This is a genomic window from Actinomadura darangshiensis (assembly GCF_004349235.1).
GTDB lineage: Bacteria > Actinomycetota > Actinomycetes > Streptosporangiales > Streptosporangiaceae > Spirillospora > Spirillospora darangshiensis.
The window spans coordinates 1-17189 of record NZ_SMKY01000197.1; the positions used below are offsets into that span (position 1 = coordinate 1).

14 protein-coding genes are annotated in these 17189 nt (G+C 71.8%); 9 read left to right on the top strand and 5 right to left on the bottom strand.

Annotated features, from left to right (window positions below; all coding sequences use genetic code 11):
- The first annotated feature begins 269 nt into the window (after positions 1-269).
- Genes E1293_RS32015 through E1293_RS32055 form a run of 9 tightly spaced genes read left to right on the top strand, consistent with a single transcriptional unit; the run spans position 270 to position 10555 of the window.
- Positions 270-1370: a DegT/DnrJ/EryC1/StrS family aminotransferase gene (locus E1293_RS32015; protein WP_132201237.1), complete on the top strand. Its 1101-nt coding sequence runs from the start codon at positions 270-272 to the stop codon at positions 1368-1370.
- Positions 1367-2383 (top strand): Gfo/Idh/MocA family protein, encoded by a 1017-nt coding sequence (locus E1293_RS32020; RefSeq protein WP_132201239.1) that lies wholly within the window; start codon positions 1367-1369, stop codon positions 2381-2383. Before E1293_RS32015 ends, E1293_RS32020 begins: the two co-directional genes overlap by 4 nt.
- A gap of 7 nt (positions 2384-2390) precedes the next feature.
- Positions 2391-3947, top strand: coding sequence for a glycosyltransferase family 2 protein (locus E1293_RS32025; protein ID WP_207939207.1), 1557 nt, complete (start codon positions 2391-2393; stop codon positions 3945-3947).
- A 3-nt stretch (positions 3948-3950) separates the two neighbouring features.
- Positions 3951-5249: a nucleotide sugar dehydrogenase gene (locus E1293_RS32030; RefSeq protein ID WP_132201243.1), complete on the top strand. Its 1299-nt coding sequence runs from the start codon at positions 3951-3953 to the stop codon at positions 5247-5249.
- Positions 5250-5269: 20 nt separating this feature from the next.
- Positions 5270-6838, top strand: coding sequence for a glycosyltransferase family 4 protein (locus E1293_RS32035; RefSeq protein ID WP_207939208.1), 1569 nt, complete (start codon positions 5270-5272; stop codon positions 6836-6838).
- Positions 6839-6841: 3 nt separating this feature from the next.
- A complete protein-coding gene (locus E1293_RS32040) occupies positions 6842-8062 on the top strand; it encodes a glycosyltransferase (RefSeq protein ID WP_207939209.1) in 1221 nt (406 codons plus the stop codon).
- Positions 8059-8595 carry a hypothetical protein gene (locus tag E1293_RS32045; protein ID WP_132201245.1) on the top strand — a complete coding sequence of 179 codons (537 nt, stop codon included), beginning with the start codon at positions 8059-8061 and terminating at the stop codon, positions 8593-8595. Before E1293_RS32040 ends, E1293_RS32045 begins: the two co-directional genes overlap by 4 nt.
- Positions 8596-8600: 5 nt before the next feature.
- Positions 8601-9977 carry a glycosyltransferase gene (locus E1293_RS32050; protein WP_207939210.1) on the top strand — a complete coding sequence of 459 codons (1377 nt, stop codon included), beginning with the start codon at positions 8601-8603 and terminating at the stop codon, positions 9975-9977.
- Positions 9978-9997: 20 nt separating this feature from the next.
- Entirely contained in the window at positions 9998-10555 is a 558-nt protein-coding gene (locus tag E1293_RS32055; protein WP_132201247.1) for a hypothetical protein, read from the top strand.
- Between the two features lie 4 nt (positions 10556-10559).
- Here E1293_RS32055 and wecB read toward each other — a convergent pair whose 3' ends face one another.
- The 5 genes from wecB to E1293_RS32080 form a co-directional block, all read right to left on the bottom strand.
- Positions 10560-11654 (bottom strand): non-hydrolyzing UDP-N-acetylglucosamine 2-epimerase, encoded by a 1095-nt coding sequence (gene wecB / locus E1293_RS32060; RefSeq protein WP_132201249.1) that lies wholly within the window; start codon positions 11652-11654, stop codon positions 10560-10562.
- Positions 11651-12262 (bottom strand): acyltransferase, encoded by a 612-nt coding sequence (locus tag E1293_RS32065; protein ID WP_132201251.1) that lies wholly within the window; start codon positions 12260-12262, stop codon positions 11651-11653. The genes wecB and E1293_RS32065 overlap by 4 nt, the downstream gene beginning before the upstream one ends.
- 45 nt (positions 12263-12307) lie before the next feature.
- On the bottom strand, positions 12308-14080 hold the full coding sequence (locus E1293_RS32070) for a CDP-glycerol glycerophosphotransferase family protein (protein WP_132201253.1): 1773 nt from the start codon (positions 14078-14080) through the stop codon (positions 12308-12310).
- A 134-nt stretch (positions 14081-14214) separates the two neighbouring features.
- Entirely contained in the window at positions 14215-15630 is a 1416-nt protein-coding gene (locus E1293_RS32075) for a bifunctional cytidylyltransferase/SDR family oxidoreductase (RefSeq protein ID WP_132201255.1), read from the bottom strand.
- A 242-nt stretch (positions 15631-15872) separates the two neighbouring features.
- The gene (locus E1293_RS32080; protein WP_132201257.1) at positions 15873-17036 is read right to left on the bottom strand and encodes an acyltransferase family protein; all 1164 of its coding nucleotides are present in this window, start codon (positions 17034-17036) and stop codon (positions 15873-15875) included.
- Positions 17037-17189: the final 153 nt, after the last annotated feature.

A 17189-nucleotide genomic window follows, 5' to 3' on the forward strand; every position in this document is an offset into this window, starting at 1 on the left:
GGCTCGTAGGGCGTCGAGGGCGGCGGGGTGCTGGGCGGTTAGCGAAAGGTTCAGCATGCGGCTTCCTTCCGTCTTCCCGATCGTCACATGGGCGGGTAGTGGGGCTGAATACGTGGGGTGAGTGATCGGCAAACGTCCTCGGCGGCGCCTGACTTGGCTAGAATCCGACCGTTAGGCGAGGCTTCCGCCGAATGTGCGCATATGGTCGCGCTCCGTTTCCCCCGCAAGGAAGCCGAACGCTCACACTGTTCTGCGTAAGGAGCCTGTGCATGCCCGTGGAATCGGAGGGGCCCATCCCCGCGGCGAGTCCCGTGATCGGTGAGGCCGAGATCGAGGCCGCGGTGCGCGTGCTGCGCAGCGGGCGGGTCGTCCAGGGGCCGGAGGTCGCGGCGTTCGAGGAGGAGTTCTCCGAAGTCGTGGCCGGACGGCACTGCGTCGCGGTCAACTCGGGGACGTCCGCTCTGCACCTTGCCCTGATGGCGCTCGGGATCGGGCCCGGGGACGAGGTGATCGTGCCCTCGTTCACGTTCGCCGCCAGCGCCAATGCCGTGCGGCTGGTGGGGGCCGAGCCCGTCTTCGTCGACATCGAGCCCGGGTCGTTCTGCGTCGAGCCGGACGCCGTCGCGGCGGCGATCGGGCCGAAGACCGCGGCGATCATGCCGGTGCACCTGTACGGGCACCCGGCGGCGATGGACCGGATCGGGCCGCTCGCCGAGCAGCACGGGCTGGCCATTGTCGAGGACGCCGCCCAGGCGCACGGCGCGAGTCTCGGGGGAGTCGCGGCGGGCGCGATGGGCACCGTGGGGTGCTTCAGCTTCTATCCGACGAAGAACATGCACGCCCTTGAGGGCGGCATGATCACCACCGCCGACGCGGAGACGGCGCGGACGCTGCGGCTGCTGCGCAACCAGGGCATGGAGCAGCGGTACGCCAACGAGATCGTCGGCGCGAACATGCGGCTCACCGATGTCGCCGCGGCCATCGGGCGCGTGCAGCTCACGCAGCTGGACGGCTGGACGGAGCAGCGCCGGTCCAACGCCGCGTTCCTGGACGCGAAGATCACCGCCGCGGTGACGCCGCCCGTCGCGGACGACGCGCGGCACGTCTACCACCAGTACACCGTCCGGGTGCAGGAGCGCGAGGCGGTGCAGGAGTACCTGAACGAGCGGCAGATCGGCAACGCCGTCTACTACCCGACGCCCGTCCACCGGCTGCTGCCCTATCTGAAGGACGGGTCGCCGGATCCGCGGTGGGATCTGCCGGAGACCGAGCGGGCGGCCGCCGAGGTGCTGTCGCTTCCGGTGCATCCGTCACTGAGCGAAGACCAGCTGGCGCGCGTCGCCGACGCCGTGAACGGGGCCGCGTCGTGAGCGCGCCGCTGCGCGCGGGCCTGGTCGGGCTCGGCGTGATGGGACGCAACCACGCGCGCGTCCTGTCCGGGCTGGAGGGCGTCGACCTGGTCGGGGTCGTCGACCCGGCGGGACGTCCGGACAGCGCCCCGCACGGGGTCCCGCTGCTGGAGTCGCTCGCGGACCTGCTGGCGCTCGGCGTCGACTACGCGGTGGTCGCCTGCCCGACGGCGCTGCACGAGGAGGTCGGGCTGGCGCTGGCCGAGGCCGGCGCCGGCGCGCTGATCGAGAAGCCGCTCGCCGAGTCGGTGGAGGCCGCCGAGCGGCTGGTGGAGGCGTTCGAGTCGCGCGGCCTGGTCGCCGGGGTCGGCCACATCGAGCGGTACAACCCGGCGCTGCAGAGCATGCGCCTTCGGTTGGAGGCGGGCGAGCTGGGCGAGGTGTTCCAGGTCGTCACGCGCCGGCAGGGGCCGTTCCCGCACCGGATCGCCGACGTCGGCGTCGTCAAGGACCTCGCCACCCACGACATCGACCTGACCGCGTGGGTGACCGGCCAGGACTACGTGTCGATCACCGCGCACACGGTGGCGCGCAGCGGCCGTCCGCACGAGGACATGGTGGCCGCCGTCGGGCGCCTCAGCGACGGCTCGATGGTGAACCACCTGGTGAACTGGCTGAGCCCGCTGAAGGAGCGCACGACGGTCGTCACCGGTGACCGCGGCTGCTTCGTCGCCGACACGCTGACGGCGGACCTCACGTTCTACGCCAACGGTGAGATGAGCACCGAGTGGGAGGCGCTGCGGGCGTTCCGCGGGGTCTCGGAGGGCGACATGATCCGGTACGCGATCCCGAAGCGGGAGCCGCTGCTGGTCGAGCACGAGCGGTTCCGGGACGCGTTCCGCGCGGGCGGCGGCGACATCGTGACGCTGCGGCAGGGCCTGCGGACGGTCGAGGTCTCCGCCGCCGTGCTGGAGTCCGCCAAGCTCGGCAAGACGGTGTCGCTGGCGCCCGAAGAGGTGGCAAGTGCCGTCTGAGCCGGATGTGACCGTTGTCGTGGCGGTCTACAACACGATGCCGTACCTGACCACCTGCCTGAACTCGCTGGTGGAGCAGAGCATCGGCGCGGAGCGCATGGAGGTCGTCGCGGTCGACGACGGCTCCACCGACGGCAGCGGGGACGAGCTGGACCGGTTCGCCGCCGAGTACCCGGACGTGGTGACGGTGCTGAGGCAGCCGAACTCGGGCGGCCCGGCGTCCCCCAGCAACCGGGCCCTGGACGTGGCGACCGGCCGCTACGTGTACTTCGTCGGCGCCGACGACCACCTGGGTCCCGAGGCGCTGGAGCGGATGGTCGCGGCGGCCGACGAATGGGGCTCGGACGTCCTCGTCGGCAAGATGGAGGGCGTCAACGGGCGGGCGGTGCGCAAGCCCGAGCTGTTCGCCGAGAACCGTTCCGAGATCGACCTGTACGACTCGGTGCTGCCGTGGGTGCTGTCGAACTGCAAGCTGTTCCGCCGCGACCTGGTGGAGCGGCACAAGCTGCGGTTCCGCGAGAACATGCGGATCGGCAGTGACCAGCCGTTCACCCTTGAGGCGTGCGTGCGAGCCGAGCGGATCTCCGTCCTCGCCGACTACACCTGCTACTACGCGGTGCTGCGCGACGACGGCGGCAACATCACGCAGGGCGCCGTGGACGTCTACACGCGGCTCGAATGCGCGGAGAGCCTCTTCGGGGTCGTCGCCGGGCTGCTCGAACCGGGGCCGGAGCGGGACGCGATCCTGACGCGGCACACCCGGTGGGAGCTGACGATGCCGACGCGGGAGGGGTTCCTCGAACTCGACCGCGACGCGCAGGAGGACGTCTGCGCCCGCGTCGGGAAGCTCGTCGAGGAGTACGTGACCGACGACGTCCTCTACACGCTGCCCATCATCCGGAGGGCGAGGCTGCGACTCGCCCAGCTCGGCCAGGTGGACCTGCTGTGCGAGGCCATCCAGGCGGCGGTCGACGAGCGCTCCTACCCGATCGCGGTCAAGGACGGCCGGACCTTCCTCGCCTACCAAGGCTTCGACGACCCGGCCCTCGGCCTCCTGGACGAGCTGTTCGAGATCACCAAGGGGATGCGCAAGCGGCTGTCCCAGGAGGTCCGGACGGTCCGCGCCCAACGCGACGGCGACACCGTCGAGGTCACGGTGCGGACCCCGTTCACCGGCCCCGGCGCCGAGGACCCGGCGGTCGTCCGGTTCGCGCTCGCCCCGCGCGGCGGCAAGGAGCGCGTCCACCTGGACGAGGCCGCCGTCACCCGCGAGCCGGGCGAGGACGGCATGCGCGCGACCGTGCGGATCCCCGTGGCGCTGCTCGCCGGATCGCCGCGGCACGACCTGCGGCTCCTTTTCCACGCGTCCGGTGAGACGCACGACGTCGCCGTCCCGGCCGAGCTGCCTGGGGCGAGCGGCGACACGGTCTGGCATCGGGCCAGGCCCTACAGGCTGTCGGTGCGCGGCGACGAACGCGGCACGGTGATCGAGACCCGTCCGGTCCGTCCCGCCCGCGCGGTCGCCGGGCGGATCCGGCGTGTGACGTCCCTTGGAGGTAAGTAGCGCATGCGGATCTGCGTGGTCGCGCTCGGCAAGATCGGTCTTCCGCTCGCGGTGCAGTTCGCCCGCAAGGGCCACGAAGTGATCGGCGCCGACGTGAACGAACGCGTCGTCGCCGACGTCAACGCCGGCCGCGAGCCGTTCCCCGGCGAGGCCGACCTGGGCCTGCGTCTCGGTGAGGCGGTCGAAGCGGGCCTGCTGACGGCGACGACCGACACGGCGGCGGCGGTCGCCGAGTCGGAGGCGGTCGTCGTGGTCGTCCCGCTGTTCGTGGACGAGATGGGCACCCCCGACTTCGGCTGGATGGACGCGGCGACCCGCTCCATCGCCGAGGGCCTGCGCCCCGGGACGCTCGTCAGCTACGAGACGACCCTGCCCGTCGGCACCACCCGGGGCCGGTGGGCGCCGATGCTGGCGGAGGGCTCCGGCCTGACCGCCGGCAGCGACTTCCACCTGGTGTTCAGCCCGGAACGCGTGCTGACCGGACGGGTGTTCGCCGACCTCCGCCGCTACCCGAAGCTCGTCGGCGGCATCGACAAGGCGTCCGCCCGGCACGGCGTCGAGTTCTACGAGCAGGTCCTCGACTTCGACGAGCGGCCGGACCTCGACCGTCCGAACGGCGTCTGGGACCTCGGCTCCGCGGAGGCGTCCGAGCTGGCCAAGCTCGCCGAGACGACCTACCGGGACGTCAACATCGGCCTCGCCAACCAGTTCGCCCGCTACGCCGACAGCGCCGGGGTGGACATCGCCAAGGTCATCGAAGCCTGCAACACCCAGCCGTACAGCCACATCCACCAGCCGGGCATCGCGGTGGGCGGGCACTGCATCCCGGTGTATCCGCGGATGTACCTGTGGAACGACCCGTCCGCGACCGTCGTCCGCGCCGCCCGCGAGGCCAACGTGGGCATGCCCGAGTACGCCGTCGGCCTCCTCGCCGACGCCTACGGCGACCTCACCGGCGCCGAGGTGCTGGTGCTGGGCGCGGCCTACCGGGGCGGCGTGAAGGAGACGGCGTTCTCCGGCGTCTTCCCGACGGTGGAGGCGCTGAAGGCCCGCGGCGCCGTCCCGTACGTGTCCGACCCGATGTACACGGCGGAGGAACTGGAGGCCCTGGGCCTCACCCCGCACCGCGGCGAGGCCGTGACCGCCGCCATCGTGCAGGCCGACCACGCCGACTACCGCACCCTGGGCGTGGACGACCTGCCGGGCGTCAAGGCCCTGGTCGACGGCCGCCGCGTCACCGACCCGGCCCGCTGGACGGGCGTCGCCCGCGCCGTCATCGGCGCGCCGGACGACCTCGGCTGAACCGAAACGGAGAAGACCGGATGCAGACCGAAGACGAGAGCGGGTCCGCGGAGTCGCGCGGCCGGGTCGTGATGCTCGTCGACAACGACATCGTGCGCGACTCCAGGGTGCAGAAGGCGGCGTCGTCCATCGCCGCCAGGGGCTGGGAAGTGCACCTCATCGGCTGTACCTCGAACCGGAAGAAGCGGCGCTGGACGCTCGGCGAGGCCAGCGTCCGCATGGTCGCGCGGCCGAGCGTCCAGCCCGAGGCGAAGTACCGGCCGCTGCGGTCGATGATCCGCCGCCCGCTCGCGTACGCGCACCCGGACGTCGCGGCGTCCCGGCGGCGGCTCGTCCTGTCCCGGCGGGCCGACATCGCCGCGAGCCGCCTCGCGCCCGAGTTCCGCTCGCCGGCCCGGAAGGCGTGGCTGACGGGACGGCGGGTCGCGGCGAAGGTCCAGCAGCGCTGGGTCGGGCTCCGCGAGCGGCAGACCGACTCCCTGGCCAAGGCCCGCAGCAACGCGAAGTCGCCGGTGGAGCGGCTCACCCTCGGGTTCTGGCAGAAGCTCCTCGGCGACCGCGCCTGGCGCGTCCTCGACCGGAGCCTGTGGGAGTGGGACTCCTCCTACCGGAAGGTCATCGACAACCTCGAACCGGACATCATCCACGCCAACGACTTCCGGATGCTCGGCGTCGGCGCACGCGCCGTGCGGCGGGCCCGCGCCAAGGGCCGGGACGTGAAGCTCGTGTGGGACGCGCACGAGTTCCTGCCCGGCATCCGGCCCTGGCACGACGGCCCGCGCTGGCACCCCGCCGTGTGCGCGTACGAGCGCGAGTACGCCCGCGTGGCCCACTCGGTGGTGACCGTCTCCGAGGCGCTCGGCGAACTGCTGGTCGAGAGCCACGGCCTGCGCGAGAAGCCGGCCGTGGTGCTCAACGCCCCGGTCGTCGACGGCGAGCCGTCCAGCACCGAGCCCGTCCCGGACCTGCGGGAGCTGTGCGGTGTCGGCCCGGACACCCCGATCGCGGTGTACAGCGGTGGCCCGTCCGTGCAGCGCGGCCTGATCATCATGATCGAGACGCTGCCGCGGCTGCCCGAGCTGCACGTCGCCCTGATCGTCCCGAACCCCGGGGCCGGCGTCGTGCGGGAGCTGCTCGACCGCGCCGGCGAGCTCGGCGTCCGCGACCGGGTGCACGCGCTGCCGTACGTCCCGTTCGACCAGGTCGTCCCGTTCCTGTCGGCGGCCGACCTCGGCGTCATCCCGATCCACCACTGGCCGAACCACGAGATCGCGCTGATCACGAAGTTCTTCGAGTACTCGCACGCGCGGCTGCCGATCGTCGTCAGCAGCGTCAAGGCGATGAGCGAGACGGTCCGGGCCAGCGGGCAGGGCGAGGTGTTCCGCACCGAGGACGAGGACGACTACGTGCGCGCCGTCGAGGCCGTGCTGAGCGACCCGAAGCGGTACCGCGCCGTGTACGAAGAGCGGCCTGACCTGCTGCAAGCGTGGACCTGGGAGGCGCAGGCCGATGTCCTGGACGGCGTCTACGCGGAGCTGCTGCCCTCCGCCGCGAAGCCGGCCGCGAAGCAGCCCGCCGAGAAGGCCTAGGTCATGAAGAGCGAAGCCGACGACAGGGACGTGGCGGTCCTCACGCCCTGGTATCCCGTCCCGCACCACAAGTACTCGGGCGCCTTCGTCCAGGCGATGGTGGAGGCGACCGCGCCGGGCTGCGGCGCGGTCACCCTGTACCACACCGACGGCTGGAGGCTGAAGGCGCCGGAGGACGACGTCGCGGCGGAGGAGGCGCACCAGCGCCTCCTGCCGGACGCGCTCCGCCCCGCCCCGACGGCCGGGGGCGCCTCGCTGCTGCGCGTCCCGATCCTGATGCGGGGACGCACCTTCGGGTCGCAGGCCGTCGAGCACGCGCGAGGGCTCGGCTGGGCGCTGGGCGGCGAGCCGATCCCGGCGAAGGTGGTGCACGCCCACGTCGGGCTGCGGGGCGGCTGGACGGCACTGGAGAACGCCCGCCCGGACGCGCGGGTGTTCGTCACCGAGCACGCCTCCTACCTGCACCAGGTCCTCGAACAGCCGGACTCGCGGGACCTGTACGAGCGGGTCCTGGACCGCTGCACGGGCCTGTTCGCGGTGACGGACGCCCTGCGCGAGCAGTTGGTGGAGGCCTTCCCGGCATTCGCGCACAAGATCGACGTGATCTCCAACCCGATCTCGTTCGAGCTGACCCGGGACGAGCCGGTCACCGCGCTGCGCCGCTGGCTGTACGTGGGCAGCTTCATCGAGCGCAAGGGCGTCGGCTGGGTCCTGGAGGCGTTCGCCAAGTGCCGCGCCGAGGACCCCGCGCTGACGCTGACGATGATCGGCGACGGCAAGCTGGCCGAACAGCTCGAACAGCGCGCCGCCGAGCTCCAGGTCGAGGACGCGGTGACGTTCCTGCCCCCGGTGACCCCGGACGAGTGCACCCGGCTCATGCGCGAGCACGACCTCCTCGTGCACGCGGCCCGCTGGGAGACGTTCGGTGTGTCGATCATCGAGGCGGTGGCGGCGGGCATGCCGGTGCTCGTCACCCGCTGCGGCGGCCCCGAGCGCACGCTGGCGGGCATCGAGGACGCGGCCGGGCAGATGATCGACGTCACCGAGGACGCGGACTCGATCATCGACGGCTACCGCAGGCTGCGCGACCGGTTCCCCCGCGATCTCGACCTGGCCGAGGCCAGGCGGGTGCTGGAGGAGCGGTTCGGCTACGGCGCGGTGGCGAAGGCGCACCACCGGCATTGGTTCCCGGAGACGGATGCGAACGGAGAAGGGGATACGTGAACGTCCTTTTTCTCGCCCTCGGCGGCTCCCGCCGCAATGTGATCGTCGCCGAGGCCGAAGAAGTCATCGCCGCGGGCGGAGCGGTGACCGTGCTCGTCGGCAAGCCCGCCAAGTGGCGCAACGACCGGCTTCCCGAGGGCGCCGACATGATGGAGCAGCGCCGGCTCGTGCGCGGCTACCGGCCCGCCGCGGCACGGCTGCTGGTGGACCGGATCCCGCTGTTCCTGATGCGCTTCTTCCTGCGCGGTCCGCTGCGCGGATTCGGGGCCCGGCTGCAGTCCTTCTACCGGCGGCGCATCGCCCGTCCGATCCACCACAGGCTCCTCGGTCTCTACCAGCGGAACCCCGCCAAGGCCCGGAGCGCCGTCCATCGTGATCTCTTGGGCAGGCGGTCGATCGACCTCGTCGTCGTCGGCGACGCGGAGTCGATGGTCGCCGCGTCCGAGCTGCGGGACGTCGTCGTGGGCGCGGGGGCCCGGCTCGCCTACACCGCCGCGCAGGAACGGCCTCCGGCCGGTCAAGTCAGGGGATGAAAGCCATGGCCGAACGCCGTCCCAGGCTGCTGTACCTAGCCTTCTACTACCCGCCGTCCCGGGCCAGTGGCGTCTACCGGCCCCGGGCGACGGCCAACCTCCTGGCGGAACAGGGCTGGGACGTCACGGTCTTCGCCGCGCCGCTGACGTTCCTGCGCGACGCCATCGGCTCGTTCGACGAGAAGCTGCTGGACTCGGTCGACCCGAGGATCACGGTGGAGCGGCCGTACCTGAACCAGTTCGTGTGGCAGAAGAACGTGCACGAATTCAGCAGGTTCCGCGGGACGTTCCCCTTTCTCTCCCGGTCGGTGTACGACTGGGGGCAGAAGCACGTCTTCCCGGAGAACTACGCGTCGTGGGCCTGGGCGAGCGTCCGCCGCGCGCTGCGCATGCACGCGCGCAAGAAGTTCGACGTCGTGCTGGCGACGGGAAATCCGTTCGCCTCGTTCGCCGCGGCCTGGATGTTCAACAAACTGACGCGCACCCCCTACATTCTCGACAACCGCGATGCGTGGACCCTCGACCTCTTCACCGAGGAACCCGCTTTCGAGAAAGGGCATCCCGCCTACCGCTGGGAGAAGCGGGTGCTGAAGTCGGCGGCCAATGTCGTCTTCGTCAATGACGCGCTGCGGTCCTGGCACGCCGAACGTTATCCGCGCGTGGCGGACCGGATGATGGTCGTCCCGAACGGCTGGGACTCCGACACCCTCCCGGGCACGATCGAGCCGCCCGCGAAGGTCCACGACGACGGGGAGGAGCGCCGCCCCCGTTTCTCCTACGTCGGCACGCTCACCGGCAAGCAGCCCATCGAGCCGTTGATCGAGGGGTTCGACCGCGCGCGCGAGCATCCCGACATGGCCGGTGCCGGGCTCGACCTGCACGGATACCTGGGGTTCTTCAAGGGGGCCGATACCAAGCTCCTCAAGCGGATCGCGAGCGCGCTCGATCCGGACGCCGAAGAGGGGCCGGATCTCCCATCAGGGGTGCGGTACTGCGGGCCGGTGTCCAAGACGGAGCTGGGCGAGGTCTACCGGAACTCCGACGTCCTCGTGTTCCTCGCGGGCGGCGCGCGCTACGTCACCTCGGGGAAGATCTTCGAGTACATGGCGGCGGGACGTCCCATCGTGTCGGTGCACGCGCCCGGGTCGGCGGCCGAGGAGGTCCTGCGGGACTACCCGCTGTGGTTCAACCCGGGCGGGCTCGACCCGGAGGCCATCGCCGGCTCGATGGTCGCGGCCGCGAAGGCCGCCGCCGGGCTCGACCGGCCGCAGATCGACGAGGCGTCCGCCTACGCGGCGCGCTTCGAACGGACCGTTTCGCTGGAGCCGCTGGTCCAGCGGCTCAACGAGCTGGCCGCCCGCAAGGGCGCCGTCGCCGGATGACCGGGCAGGGAGGCGTTGACGTGAGCGGTGGGCCGTCCCCGCGGGTGCTGATCCTGGTCCTGGATCCGAAGAGCCACAAGCGCAACTACAAGAGGGTCGCCGGGCTGACCTCCTACTTCCTGGACGAGGAGGGCGCGCAGGTCGACGTGCTGACCGCCGAGCCGCGCGGCTGGGGCAGGCTCGACGAGCGGGCGCGGCTGCACCACCTCCACGCGGCCGAGGCCAGGCATCCGCTGCCGTGGCTGGAACGCATGGTCGTGACCAGGCTGCCCCGGTTCGCCGTGCGGCCGCTGAAGCGGCTCGGCCGTCCCGGCGACGTCCTCGGCCGCGTGCAGGGCCGGCTCTCCAGCGCCGTCCACCGGCGGCTCTTCCTGCCGTTCTACCGGCACGTCCGGCCGCTGCTGCTGGCCCGCATCGCGCGGCGGCGCATCCGGCGCGAGATCGACATGGGCGAGGTCCGCCGCATCATCGTGATGGACGTGGTGTCGGTGCCGTGCGCCTGGCGGCTGGCCCGCAAGAACCCGGACCTCACCGTGACGACGCGGCAGGTGCGGACCCTCGACCCCGACGGGGGCTGACCGCTCAGCCCGCGCGTTCGGCGAGGACGGCCGCGACGGTCTCGGCCGCGCGGCCGTCGCCGTACGGGACACCGCGCGGCGCGTCCGGTGCGGGACGCGTGGCGGTCGCCGCCCACCTGGCGGCGCCGAGCGCGCCGGGGTCGGGGACCAGCTCGTTCCAGCCGCCGGCGAGGGTCTCCGGCCACTCCGTCTCGGTCCGCAGCGTCGTGCACGGGCGTTCGAGCAGGAAGGCCTCCTTCTGGAGCCCTCCGGAGTCGGTGATCACGCCCTGCGAGCCGAGCACGGCCGCGACCATGCCCGCATACGGCAGGGGACGTCCCGGACGCACCGCGCCGCGCTCCAGCTTGATGCCGTGCGTCTCGGCGCGCGCGACCAGGCGCGGGTGGGCGAGCAGCGCGACCGGCACCGGGAGGTCGGCGAGCGAGTCGATGAGCGAGCCGAGCCGGGCCGGGTCGTCGGTGTTCTCCGCCCGGTGCACCGTCGCCACCAGGTAGGGCTGCTCGGGGTCGATCCCGTCCGGCAGGCCGGGGACGTCGCCGGGAGCGGCGAGGACCGAGTCGCGGACGCGGAGGCACACGTCCACCATCACGTCGCCCGTGCGGACGCTGCGTTCCGCGAGCCCCTCGTCGGCGAGGTGCCGCATCGCCTCGTCGGTCGGGGCGAGCAGCAGGTCGGCGGCGTGGTCGGTGAGGACGCGGTTGTGCTCCTCAGGCATGCGCCGGTTGAAGGAGCGGAGCCCCGCCTCCAGGTGCGCGACGGGGAGGTGCAGCTTCACCGCCGACACCGCCCCGGCCAGCGTCGAGTTCGTGTCCCCGTAGACGAGCACCCAGTCGGGGCGCTCGCTCTCCAGGATCGGGTCCAGGGCCGCCATGACGGCACCCGTCTGGACGCCGTGGCTGCCCGACCCGACGCCGAGGTGCACGTCCGGGTCGGGGATGCCGAGGCCGGAGAAGAACACGTCCGACAGGTCGGCGTCGTAGTGCTGGCCCGTGTGCACGATGACGTGCCGGTGGCCGGCCGGCGCGAGGGCGGCGGCGATCGGGGCGAGCTTCACCAGCTGCGGCCGCGCGCCGACGATGCTGAGGACCTTGACGCTCATGCTTCCTTCTCGATGAGGACCGTGGAACCGTCCGCGGCGGGCGTCTCGGCGTAGCGCTCGCCGGTCCGCGGGCACTCCCACGTGCCGTCCGGCCCCTCGGCCAGCCGCGCGCCGGCCTTGCCGACCCACCCGATGCGGCGGGCGGGGACGCCCGCGACCAGCCCGAAGTCGGGGACGTCGCGGGTCACGACCGCGCCCGCGGCGACCATCGCCCAGCGGCCGATCCGCACCGGGGCGACGCACACGCTGCGGGCGCCGAGCGACGCGCCCTCGGCGACGTGCACGCCGACCGCCTCCCAGTCGGAGGCGCGCTTCAGCTTGCCGTCCGGGTCCACCGAGCGGGGCTCCCGGTCGTTGGTGAGGACGACGGCCGGGCCGACGAACACGCCGTCCTCCAGGACGGCCGGCTCGTAGACGAGCGCGTGGTTCTGCAGCTTGACGTTGTCGCCGATCCGCACGCCCGACCCGACGTAGGCGCCGCGCCCCACGATGCAGCCGGCGCCCAGCCGGGCGTCCTCACGGATCTGCGCGAGATCCCACACCGTGGTGCCGTCGCCGAGTTCGGCGCTCGGGTCGACCTGAGCGCTCGGCAGGATCCGGTGACTCATGTGTTGTCGCCTTCTACGGTCGGGAGGGCGGGTGCGGGATCAACTTTAGGCGGGCTCTGGGGTCGCTGTGACCGGTGGGCGGGCGGCGTACATCGTTGCGCGGGGGCCCGCTTGCGCTAGTGCGTCTACGGCGGTGGCGAAGCGGGTCATCGCGTCCGGGTGCTCGGGGCCGAGGAGGTAGTCGCGCAGCGTGCGGCGCTCCCCGGCCAGCGGGTCCTGGCCGGGCGTCGCGGCGACGGCGAGGATGTCGGGCAGCTCGGCGCAGGCCGGGCCCAGCAGGTAGGCCGCCGACGCGGACGGGAACTCCGCCCGGAAGAGCGACTCGTCCATCCCGTCCGGGTCGGTGACGACGTACGGCTTGAGGCTCGGGATGTAGTCGGAGATCACGCTGGAGATGTCGGTGATCAGCAGGTCGGACCGGTTGAAGCACTCGTAGAGGGAGGCGTCCGCGCCGGTCACGACCTGGTGGCCGCCGGCGCCGTTCCGGTTCGCCTGCTCGATCATCTTGATGAGCCGCTCGTGCACGGCAGCCGCCTTCGCGAGCCGCCGGCCGGTGTAGGGGTGCGGCCGGTAGATGACGCGCAGCCGCGGCCCCTGCTCCAGCAGGATGCGGACGATCCGCGCGCCCATGCCGAGCAGCGAGCTGTAGCCGTGCTCGTTGTCCCAGCCCTCCCACGTGGGGGCGTACAGGACGGTCGGCACCGGGCCGCCGGACGGCTCGGTGGTGATCTCCCCGAGCTGCGGGCGGCCGACCTCGACGATGGCCTCGTCGCGGACCCCGGCGTCGGAGTTGTGGTACCGGTCGCGGCCGGCGGGACCGGCCACCCAGACCTCGTCGAAGACCTTGCTGACCGGGTTGGAGCTCGGCCCCTTGTCGCTGTCGCCGTGCCCGACGAACACGTGCTTGATGTGCTCCTCGCGCAGCAGGTGCAGGTTCTTGCCGGTGTTGCCGGGGTAGAGCGCGACCTTCACCGTCGACAGGTCGAAGTTCATCATGTCCTCGGCCTTGCTGATGCACAGCACCGGCAGCCGCGTGGGGGCGAGCGCCCCGACGACCTCCGCCGTGCGGACGAGGACCATCGCCTTGCGCTCCAGCCGCTCCAGGGTGTCCAGCCACATGTTGGCCTGGTAGACGGTCGTGGCGGGGCCGGTGAAGTAGAGGACGACCTCGGGCTTGTACTTGGTGACGCGGCGCTGCACGTCGCGGCCCACCCGGCCGGCGTGGCGCAGGGCGCGCAGCCGCCGCAGCCGCAGGAGCTGGCCGGTGCCGGTGGCGACGGCGATGGCCGCGGAGGCCACGAGCCCGGCGACCAGCAGTTCGGGGACGCCGGCCAGCAGCCCGGCGGTGCCGAGCGCGACGGTGAGGACGTCGGCGTGCCCGTCGAGCACGGCGGTCAGCCGGGTCTGCCAGGCCGGGACGGGACCGGGGAAGGACGGCTCGCCCTGCCCGAGGTTGCGGGTGACGTACGGGAGCCGGTTGACGCGGCCGAGGGCGATCGAGCCCGCGAGCGTCCCGATCCGCAGCCAGTCGAAGACGAAGAACCCGGCGACGGCCGTCACGATCATCCCGAGGCCGACGTCGCCGTCCTCGACGAGCAGCAGCACGAAGGCGGCCTGCCGGGCCAGTGTCCGGGCGCCCTCGCCCATGCCGCCCCAGCGCAGCGGCCTGGCGGCGTCCGGGAGCAGCCGCTTGACGGCCTGCTCGGCGAGGTGGCAGAGGACGGCGGCGCCGAGGAACCAGCCGGGCGACCCGGTGAGGGCCGCCGCGAGCAGCAGGGCCAGCGTGGCGGGCAGGAGCAGAACTGATGTATACCGCAAGCGAGTCGAGTACCGAGTGACGAGACGCCGCACGGCACACCTCCGTCTGGTCAGCGCGGCCCTGGGGGGCGGCGAAGGGGAGAGTAGGGACTACGCCCGCCGGGCCGAGCGGGCGTGTGCGGGGGGAGGGGAGTTCAGCCGGTGCGGCCGGCGAGGGGGTCCTCGCGGCGCACGTCGATGACCTGGCCGGTCAGGTCGGAGAGCAGCACGTTCAGGGACGTCCGGGCGACCTGGTCGGCGCTGAGCAGCGTGTGCGGCGGCTCCTGCCCGAACGCGGCGGTGCGCATGGGGGTGCTCGTCCGCTCCGGGTTGATGCAGTTGATCCGCACCTTGTCGCCGGACCACTCGTCCGCCAGCGCCTGGGTGAGGTTGACCGTGGCCGCCTTCGCCGACGAGTACAGGCTGTAGTCGGCGCGGCCGCGGGTGTACGAGCTGGAGGTGTAGAGCAGCAGCTGGCCGCCGGTCTTGGCGAGGTAGGGGAACGCCGCGCGCGCGATGTGGATCGGCGCGAGGTAGTTGACCCGCAGCGCCTCCTCGATCGCCTCGGGCTCGATCGTGTCGAGCCGGCCGATCCGCAGGATGCCCGCCGTGTTGACGACGAAGTCGACGCGGCCGGTCGCCGAGTAGGCCTGGGCGAGCGCGGCGGCGACGTCGTCGGGCCGCTCGGCGTGGGTGCGGGTGGCGCCGCGGCTGTAGCCGAAGACGCGGGCGCCGAACCGCTGGGCGAGCTCGGCGATCGCGGCGCCGATGCCCTGGCTGGCGCCGAACACGACCACGGTCTTGCCGGTGAGGGCCGCGGCGTACTGGTCCTCGGTGAGGTCGGGGGCGTCGGACGAGGCGAGCTGGAACAGCTTGTCCGCGACGAACATGTCGACCGGCTCGGTGACCTTCATGTTGTGCTCGTCGCCGGGGACGACGTAGATCGGGGTGCCGGGCAGGTACTTCAGCACGACCGAGCAGTCGTCGGTGGCCTCGAAGTTCTGGTCCTGCCACGCGTTCTCGTAGGCGGCGCGGATGGTGGCGAGCCGGAAGCCCTGCGGGGTCTGCCCGCGCCGCAGGTTCGCCCGGCGCGGCACGTCGACGATGACGTCGTCGTCGACCTGGATGATCGTGTCCGCGGACGGGATGGCGACGTCCACGGCCTTGTGCTCGCGCAGTGCGGCGACGCAGTCGCCGATGATGCGCTGGGAGAGCAGCGGGCGCACCGCGTCGTGGAACAGGACGCTGGTGGTCTCGGCGGGGTGGTCGGCGAGGGCGTCGAGCGCCAACTGCGTTGTCGCGTTCCGGGACGTCCCGCCGGGAAGTACGGCCTTGACCTTGGTGCAGCCGGCCTTCTTCACGCAGTCGGCCGCGTCCTGGAGGAAACCGGGGTTCATCAGGACGAGGATCTCGTCGACGTCCGATGCCTCTTCGAACACGCACAGCGTGTGCTCCAGGATCGCCTTTCCGGCGATCTTAAGGAGCTGCTTGGGCGTGCTCAGGCCCATCCGCTGACCGCTGCCACCCGCAAGGATGACGGCGACGATTCGGTGTTCGCCCTGCGGCGCCATGACCAATGCGACCGTCCTTCGCTTTTATGGCAGCGCGGCAAGCACTGCCGAACGATGTGCAGTCACCGATGGAGATCCCGAAGGGCGCGCGGTGAGTGCGCGGCGTTCGCAGGGCTTGAGGATCAACTCGGGGAAACTGGTGCCTAACTGTACCCGGTCTGTAGGATTTTGTGGCGAATTCAGATACCTTGCAGTTTCCCGTGATCTTGGCGTGACAATGGCAGCGGATCGCCACCGTTCGGTCACTTTCCGCTGAACAATGCCCGCATATCGGGCTCGACCGCCCAGCGGGTCACGCGGCGCACCGGGGCGGTGCAGAGCAGCGTGACCACGACGAAGCCCGCGAGCACCATCGACAGGACGCCCGGGATCGTGTCGAACCAGCCGAACGCGTGCCAGCCCTCGAACGTGAACAGCCGCATCAGGAACCCGTGCAGCAGGTAGCCGTAGAGGGTCGCGGTGCCGAGCTCGCTGTACCAGGTCCGGCGGGACGGGACGACGGCGAGGAACGCGAGGAGCAGCACGATCGCGGTGCCCAGCAGCGCCATCCGCATCAGCGTGCCGGTCAGCTCGTCCACACCGAGGTCGGCGTTCGAGGCGTCCCAGTTCAGCCAGCGCGCGTTCATGTGGTCGTGGGTGAGGAAGGACAGGCCGAACCCGGCGGCCAGGACCGCGGCGCCCGCGATCCGCACGGCCGGCCGCCGGACGATCTGGATCACCTCCGGCGACAGCGTGAGCCCGAGGACGTAGAAGGGCAGCAGCCCCAGGATCCGGTAGATGTCCAGCGTGCTGCCGACGTCGGTCATGTACATCAGGAGGCAGACGAGCACGGCCGTCGCGAGCGGGTACTTGAGCCGCCGCAGCACCGGGGTGAGCAGCCGCCACACGAACAGCGCCAGCAGGAACCAGGTCAGGTAGTACGGGTCCAGCACGTCGAACTGGAACCTGCGGTCGTCGACGCCCCAGGCGAACAGGCTGTAGGCGCACTGGAAGATCAGGTAGGGGACCAGGGTCGAGCCGGCCAGCCGGGCGACCTTGTCGTCGCTGAGCTGGAACCGCTTGGACAGGTAGCCGCTGACCATGACGAACAGCGGCATGTGGAACATGTAGATGAAGTTCCAGACCGTCGCGGCGAACGGGACGTCCCGCAGCCCCGACAGGCCGTGCCCGGCCGCGACCAGCAGGATCGCCAGGTACTTGGCGTTGTCCAGATGCGGGTCGCGGGGCTTGCGGGCCGGGGCGCCCGGAGCCGCGCCGGCCGATGCGGGCCCGCCCGAAGCCGTGCCGCCCGAAGCCGTGCCGCCCTGACTCGGCCCGGTCTGCTGGGGCCGTGCCTGCACGGGGCGGACGGTGGAGGGTTCCGCCGTCGCCTCGGCCACGACGGACGTCTCGGGTGTCTGTGTCATGGAGGGAACCCTGATCCTGAGAGGGGCTCCCGGAGCATATCGGACCAACCCCTCCATATCGGCCGGGAAACGTTTGAGGGGAGTCCTGCGCGCAAGATCTACGTTGTACCCGTAAGGGCGTGGCGGCGGGGGCCGGGGACACCCGGACGGACG